This window comes from Ruegeria sp. YTSA105, from assembly GCF_059610225.1.
Genome location: NZ_JBXWNE010000028.1, coordinates 1 through 7,514, shown reverse-complemented (window position 1 = coordinate 7,514; position 7,514 = coordinate 1). Strand labels below are relative to the sequence as shown.

The 7,514-nt window shown below is 55.7% G+C and carries 3 protein-coding genes and 1 pseudogene; 2 read left to right on the top strand and 2 right to left on the bottom strand.

Going from position 1 to position 7,514, the window contains the following annotated elements:
* Positions 1-73: 73 nt before the first annotated feature.
* A complete protein-coding gene (locus tag AC2FH2_RS19675) occupies positions 74-3,871 on the bottom strand; it encodes a hypothetical protein (RefSeq protein ID WP_496824980.1) in 3,798 nt (1,265 codons plus the stop codon).
* Positions 3,872-4,356: 485 nt separating this feature from the next.
* A complete protein-coding gene (locus AC2FH2_RS19670) occupies positions 4,357-5,379 on the bottom strand; it encodes a permease (protein WP_496824978.1) in 1,023 nt (340 codons plus the stop codon).
* A gap of 85 nt (positions 5,380-5,464) precedes the next feature.
* On the opposite strand from AC2FH2_RS19670, the gene AC2FH2_RS19665 reads away from it, so the two are divergent.
* Both AC2FH2_RS19665 and AC2FH2_RS19660 read left to right on the top strand, forming a co-directional pair.
* Complete coding sequence (locus AC2FH2_RS19665; RefSeq protein WP_142640415.1) at positions 5,465-6,322, top strand: LysR substrate-binding domain-containing protein; 858 nt, start codon at positions 5,465-5,467, stop codon at positions 6,320-6,322.
* A 304-nt stretch (positions 6,323-6,626) separates the two neighbouring features.
* Positions 6,627-7,097 (top strand): annotated as a pseudogene (locus AC2FH2_RS19660) (tyrosine-type recombinase/integrase); the annotation flags it as partial.
* Positions 7,098-7,514 lie beyond the last annotated feature (417 nt).

Below are 7,514 nucleotides of genomic sequence, written 5' to 3'. Positions count from 1 at the left end.
AGATCAGACATGTTCACCGCTCGTTTTTGAACCGTGAATCACGCCGCAAAACGGAAATCAATGGGTCCTGACCCTAGCGCTCACCTGTAGAAAACTTGACAGTTACCGGGTTTGCGCCTTTAACGCGCAGCTCCGCCACATGGTCACCTGGCTTGGGTACATCGATCCAAGCATCCAGATCTTTGGCGACCTTCTTGCCGTCCAGATACCATTCAACGGATTTTGCTTCGGTGCGGCCAGTGAATGTACCCCAGAGATGCAGCGGTCGGTCCGGGCGCACCACTTGCCCCTCAGAGGGGTGAATAATGGCGAGTTCGGGTGGCGCTGGTGGCAGTTTAACTTGCTTGGTGTCTGCCGTTGCGGTGAAGTAACCGTCATGAGCAAGGACCCTAATCCAAACCTTGTCGACCGGAATGGTGTTGGGGTCGATCTCAACGCTGTTACCTCTCGCACCAACCCTGAGCCCGTTCCAGCGTTCACCATCAGAAGACCATTGCAGCCAAATATCGGGATCGTAACCACGCTTGGCACCGGTCGTTTTCCAGGAAACCTTTAGACCAGACTTGCCAATGCTGGCTTCAGCCGAAGCCAATTTAACCGGCCGTGCCGGTCGCTTGCGCTCCCATATGACTGCGTCCCCCTGGCAGATGCGGATTGCAATTCCGGAGCCGACATCGCCCATTGCCGCAATGAAACTATACGGCGGTTTAGGCGGATCCTTTTTATCGCCTCCGCCGCAACCGCAGCCATCGCCATTGGCGTCGTGATTATCCATTGTGAACACCGGCGCAGATGAGATCACCTCGTCCTTGTCCCCGATCAACTGCAAAACTAGATCGGTACGCGCGCCAGGCATCCGCAAGGGCCGGGTTGGAACCCGTACGAGGCTTGCGACCGAGACCTGCATGTCTTTGCCGACTTCACCGACGATCGTCACGAAAGGACGCATCTGGTCTTGCCGATCGACTTCCATGGCGCCTACCCCCACCGAATTGCCGCCAGACACGCCCGTTGCCAGCGCCACCGGGTCAAATTCGGCGCGGTTCAGCATATAGTTATGCGTAAAGATCGAGACCCACCGGGGGCCACAATAACCCATCAGATCCTCACTGTTGGCTGGCCGGTGTATTGTCCCGTCATTTGTGTCGAGGCCGTATTCGCCGATGCTCGCATCCGAATAGACAGTGTTGCCATTGCTATCGGTCGTTGTCATGCCGGTATCGTAAGGCTCGTAAAGCGGGTAGCTCGCGTTCGGCGTGCCGACCGTGCCACATGGGGCATGTGGTAAACCCGCCTGATGGCCCAACTCATGCGCCAACGTGATCGGGCTACCGGACAAGCCAGCGCCGTTGCCGCCGCTGGCGCATCCTGTGTTGCCATGCGAGCGCGGGATCGCCGCATTGACCAGTCCATAGTAAAGCCAATCGCCCTGATTACCGTCATTCGTGCGCGCGTTAGCCACGAAATTCAGGATCGGCGTCCAGTTGGGATCGCATCCCCCCGCTGGGAAATTGTTGTTTGTCAGACCTTGTGTTGTTGTCTGACTGTCGATGATACGCACATTGGGCGTACTGCCTACCGGGAAAACCCGAAGGGCAAAGCTGGTATCAGCGGCAACTTGTGCTGCGTTGGGGGCAGGCAAGGTAATATTGGCGCCGCCGCCCATCGGTGGACCGTTATAGCCAATTGTGACGGCTGCAACGCGCAACTCTTGCTCAAGATCGACATCAACAAGCTGTTGGGCCGTGCCGCTGCCTCCATAGCAATCGTCTGGCGACGAGACAGTGATAGAAAGGCGCAAGAGCCCGGTCATTACGTTGGCAGGGATAATGAAGTTCAGCGTCGCATCAATGTCGCGTCTCTCTGCGTCGTAGCTTGAGAAACTGTCCTGCGCTGTCACCGGGGCATTGGTCGGAACGATATTGGCCACCGTGGACCAGATCCCACCAACCCGGCGTTCCACTTGAAGTGTGCCACTGACATTGCCGAGCTGCCCATTATCGAAATTCGGATCCTGCCCACTGCGCAGATATGTCCGCACCCAGGCCGATTTATTGGCAACAAGTTGAAGGGAGTTGTCCGGGCCGCGGTCAGCTGGATCAGTCAGATGCTGGTTGGCTCGGAAATACTGAATCGCCTGCGTTACCTCGACCCCGTCGATGGATAGATCCGGCGGGTTCTGGAAAACGAGGTCTAAGCCCTGACTTACTGTAGGAGGTTTACATTTACCGGTCACGACGATTTCGACCCGCACTCGGGTCGTTTGGTCGAAGTCAGTCTGATCGAAATCCCAGCGTCCCAGATCGGGGGCCGGTGAAATCTGCGCAATGGCAGCGCCGGTGTCTGTATTGACGATGCGCACAGTCACTGAGTCAGCGGCGCAGACCTTCCAGCGGATTTTCAGAACCTCGCCGGGTAACAGGCAGTCGTCGTTCTGATGCCCTTTGACGATAAACTTGAGAATGTCAGCGCTTGTACCTTCGAATTCAGCCAACATCGTGCCGCTTTTTCGATAGTCCAGGAAACGATCGCAGACGCTGATCGTTTGGGTCGGAGGAATGATCGCCAAACCACATCCTGCACTGGACGGGACGATCACGCAGATGCGTTCGTCTGACCACGAGGTCGGCACAGCGATCGGACCGGGGTTCATCGTGCCATGCTGGGTGAACTGCACTTGCCCCGCAATATCGCCAAACCCGCACCCGCAGATCGCAACCGTGTCACCGGGGCAGGCACGCTCTGGGTTGATCTTGGTCACGGTGTAGCATTCGATACTGCACCAGTTTCTATAGGCATCCGTGATGCAATCCAGGATGGGCTGGCGGACACAAGTTTGACAGCAAGGCACTTGTCCGCAAGGGGTTTGACCGGTGCAGATGCACATCACATATTCGAGCAGATCCTTAAAATGACGCCCTGCGTGCGGCTTCTTGCAAATCAGGTTGACAGCTGCTTCATGAAGCGCGGTCAACACCTGGAACCGGCAACGTTGTTCAAGCAGCGCGCCGACGTATTTGATCATTGTTGGTCTGTGACCACAGGATACATGCATGGCCGCAAAGACCATCAAGCTCATGTCTTTGTCAGCGATCAGGGACTTACCGGTCGGGCAGACATGGTCGGAACAGCACACCGGGTTGGGTTTGGATTTGATGGGCCTACAGCTGTCATCATTGCAGTCGTCGGAAAAAATGTCCTGCAAGATACCGCCTGCACCATCCCCGGATGCGCCGCCACAGCCGCAGCCTGTTGGCGACGTGGCACAAAGAGCATTGAGTACATCCACATAGCGCCCCTTGGCAGCGACGTCTCCGTTCAGAACACTCCAGGCATCACTAAGCGAGTTGTCAAAAATCGCAAGCGTCGGGCGGATGCACTCAAAGAAGTGAGTGCGCTTGCGCAGCAACCGATCAGCATCCGCAAGCTCAAGCGCTTCCTCAATGTCATCAAGAACGCTTTCTGGCAAAAACGGCTTATCCGGTGCAGCCCAGCTTAACGGGCGCCTCAGGTGACACGCCAGCTTCTTTGCCGGGATGGCGACGTCGATTTTAATATCGTCGGTGCAGGAACAATCCTCAATCTTGAGCCGAGCTTTATGGATGCGCACGCCATCGCGGTCGCGCAGCTTTATCCGCAATTCCATCGGACCTGCACATCGACAGTCTTCGGGTATTTTCGACGAATCCACTATGAGCACAAATCGGCCATCGGCGGCCGTCAGGACGCATCCAAGATCGATCTTACAGCCGTCTCGCTTGCGCCAGCCATCCCCAAATACCGCCTGAATCTTGACCAATATTCCGTGTACGGGCTGACCGTTCTCTTGTTGGGTGACACGACCGAAAACAGATTGAATAAGACTGGACATAGCTAAAGTAAGCCTCCGTTTTAAAAATGAACTTCTGTCAATTTCTCTTGGGAATTGCGCCAAATAGGACGCTTTACACCAATCTCGACCAAGTGTGATTTGCAAATTTGGAATAGTGTTAATGCTGTTTAAATATGCTTTTATTTTGCGCCAAAATACCCAAAATGTCAATCAGGTGCCACCTAGGGCGTCGCCGCTCGGAGGCATTAACAGCAATGAACACCGCACTCCTTCCGCACGGTCCCAAGTGCAAAATGCCGCACAGCTCTGACGTGAAGAACTGGTTATTGTGCAATTTTACCGCGCACGCGGCCAAAAAGCACTGAGCGGCCCATAAAAGGCATTCAACACCCCGCTGGCATTGTGCGGACGCAGCCCGCATTTCGGTCATTCGCTGCAAGTGCAAATTTTGGCGCTGCTCGTACTCACACATTGCGGAGGAAGCTGCCGGTTGCTGAACGTCTGCTTCCCGTTAACGCTGAATCTCAGACGATCCACCCAAAGACATACCCCGCCCCAAGCGAACCCAGAACTGCAAGCAGCAGATAGAGCATCAACGGTTGCAATTTGAGCACCGGTGCGATGGCCATAGCACCCCAGATGCTGACCGCGCCGCCCGAGACAAGGAAAGCCATCGCCGCGCCTTCGGACATGCCGTTGTCGATCAACCCGCGTGTCAGCGGGAGCGCAGCGTAACCGTCGATATAGGCCGGGGCACCGACAAAGACAGCGGCGGGTATGGCCCACCATTTGTCTTCGCCAACATATGCTGCCAGTGCGCCCGGCGTCAGTGCGGCGTTTAAGGCATACTCGGCGGCAAATGCCGGGATCAGGCAGATCAGGATCAGCCGCGTGGTCGCCCAGAACTGTCTGCTGAAAGAATGCCTTCGTGCCTCAGACCGCCATACCCATGGATCAAAGGGTTGATCCCTGCCGCATCGTGCGGCACTCAGTTGGCGCGCAAGACCATTGTCTCGAAGCGCGCTCATTGCCCAAGGTGTCTTGGCGAATAGCCCTGTGATCACGCCCCCGAATATGCCTAATCCGAAAGCTGCGAGTGTTTTGCCGATCGCAAAGCTCAAACCCAGTGTCGCGGCTGTTGTCGCGAGCATCGCCGGATCAGTTATTGGGGAGGACAGCCAGAATGCCATGATCGGAGCAAGTGGCACGCCCGCTGCCAGCAATCCGGCCATTAAGGGCAGCACCGTCACACCGCAGACCGGCGTGATGGCTCCGATGAGCGATGCAGCCAAAACCGCTCTCAGCGTCCTGCCCTCGAACGCGCCAGCGATGTGGGTATCCGCGCCGCTGGCGATGATCCAAGCTGCTAGAACGATGCCCGGAATGACAATGGGGGCAACGACAATTAGACCCCATAGGACGAACCTTGCTGCGTTTGCGGCGTGTTCCGGCCAAGCAAAACCTACACCTGCCAACAGAAGCAGAAACAGGCCCCACACTAAGGGTTTCCGGTTGGATGGTCGGTTGGCAGCTGTCTGATCGGACATGAGATACTCCTCTGACCTTGAAAAATAGTGCGGCACGAGGCATCTGTGAAACGCATAGTTACAATTTCCGATATTGGAAAAACAAATGGAAAACCTGGATAGCGATCTTCTGCGAACCTTCGTCGCCGTGGCTGATGCCGGAAGCGTCACAGAAGGCGCCGCCCGCATCCACCGGTCGCAGTCTGCAACGAGCCTTCAAATCAAGCGCCTCGAAGCGATCCTGGGTCAGCCGGTCTTCGACAGGCATGGTCGCGGGGTGGTCCTGAGCGACACGGGACGAAAGCTATTTCCAGTCGCGCAGGACGTGACGGCACGTCTCGATGCGGCACTACGAGAGATTTCCCAGAACACGGTAAGCGGGAAACTACGTTTGGGCATACCCGACGATCACGGACGAACGAAACTCGCGGCGATCATTGCGACCTTCACCCGCCATCATCCGAAAGTCGAACTGGATGTCACATGCGCTCTGAGCACCAGTTTTCCCGAGGCCCTCGACAAAGGTTCGCTGGACCTTGCGGTCTATGAGGTCGAAAACCCGTCCAGCCAAGAGGAAGTTCTTTATGAAGACCCAACTTGTTGGGTGTCGTCGGTGCGCTGGAATTTTCAGATCGATGAAAGCCTTCCGGTGGCCTTGTTCGATCATGCATGCTGGTGGCGCGACGCGGCAGTCAATTCATTGCAAGCCCGCGGAGAGCCATATCGCGTTGTATATTCCAGCCAGAGCGTCTCTGGCGTAATTGCAGCGGTTGAAGCTGGGATTGCAGTAGGTCTACTTGGTCGCTCGTCGTTTCACGCAGGTCTATCGGTGGTGAACGACGCATTGGGCTTCGGAAACACGCCTGCCTCCAAGCTGGTGATGGCATCCAGCAAGCCGAAAGAACAAGGGCCTCAGGACGCTATGAAGGAGGCGATCCGAGCCGCATTTATGGCCAAGCCATAAAAAGCTGACTTTCGCTGCGCTCTGTCGAATGGGCAGGTCGGACTAGGTTCCTGACATCGGAGGCGGCGCGGCATCCTGTGGTATGACGCCTGTGTCAACGTCGGGTCGTCGTTTTGGGAGGGCATGGCGGATCGGAGGATTAGTCATGGAAATACCAAACTTACCTGCCATTCGCGCACTTCGACTAGCCTGGAACAAGGGCCGCATTGTCGGTCAGAAGCGGCCACTGAAACCAAAGCATGTCTGAGCAATCTGGGTGCGGCTTGAATTGGCAGAGTACCATCGTGATCTTGCTCTGTTCAATATGGCAATCGACAGCAAGCTTCGCGGCTGCGACCTTGTGAAGAGGAAAGTTGTGGATGTGCTGGCGTCAGGCCAGATCAGGGAACCCGCCTCAGTGCTGCAGAACAAGACGCAGAAGTCAGTTCGGTTTGAGATATCGGAAGGCACCCGCACATCCGTCGGAAAATGGATGGAATACGAATTGATGGTCGGATCAGAGTATCTTTGGCTAGGCCGTTTTCATGAGCGCCTTCACATATCGACACGTCAGTATGCGTAGATTGTTCGGGACTGGGTCACGTCGATCGGACTGGAAGCCAGTGCATATGGCACGCATTCGATGCGGCGAACGGAAGTCACTCAGATCAACAAGAAGACTGGCAACTTTCGCGCCGTTCAGCTTCTGTTGGGGCACACAAAGATGGACAGTACAGTCAGGTATCTTGGCGTTGAACTTGAGGATGCCTTGGCCATTGCTGAAGCTATTGAAATCAAACATCTCTGGGCCGCCTACACGGTCGGCCCTTACCGGTCACTCGACATGCCGTCACGATGCTGCGGTCGCAGCCCACTTTTCGGTCATTCGCTACGACAGCAATATCTCAACACAAGCGAACTCACAGAACGCGAACGATACTGTCTTTCGCTGCCAGCGCACCAACGGCAGCTATTTACGCATCGCGTCTGTCGCAAAGAGAAAGAGGCAAAACCGGATACAGGCCAATCACTTCGGACAATTTGAAACGGGTGCCCTGGTACTTATTCACGTCGACGCCGCACGAACTTACGGCTTTCAAACTAAGTTTTCGACGAAATTGGTAGCGAACTTATTACTAGGGTCAGGACCCATTGATTTCCGTTTTGCGGCGTGATTCACGGTTCAAAAACGAGCGGTGAACATGTCTGATCT

Bases quoted from the DNA above. Each gene is read 5' to 3' on its own strand.
- AC2FH2_RS19665 (WP_142640415.1), top strand. From the start codon at position 5,465: ATGGAAAACCTGGATAGCGATCTTCTGCGAACCTTCGTCGCCGTGGCT.
- AC2FH2_RS19670 (WP_496824978.1), bottom strand. From the start codon at position 5,379: ATGTCCGATCAGACAGCTGCCAACCGACCATCCAACCGGAAACCCTTA.
- AC2FH2_RS19675 (WP_496824980.1), bottom strand. From the start codon at position 3,871: ATGTCCAGTCTTATTCAATCTGTTTTCGGTCGTGTCACCCAACAAGAG.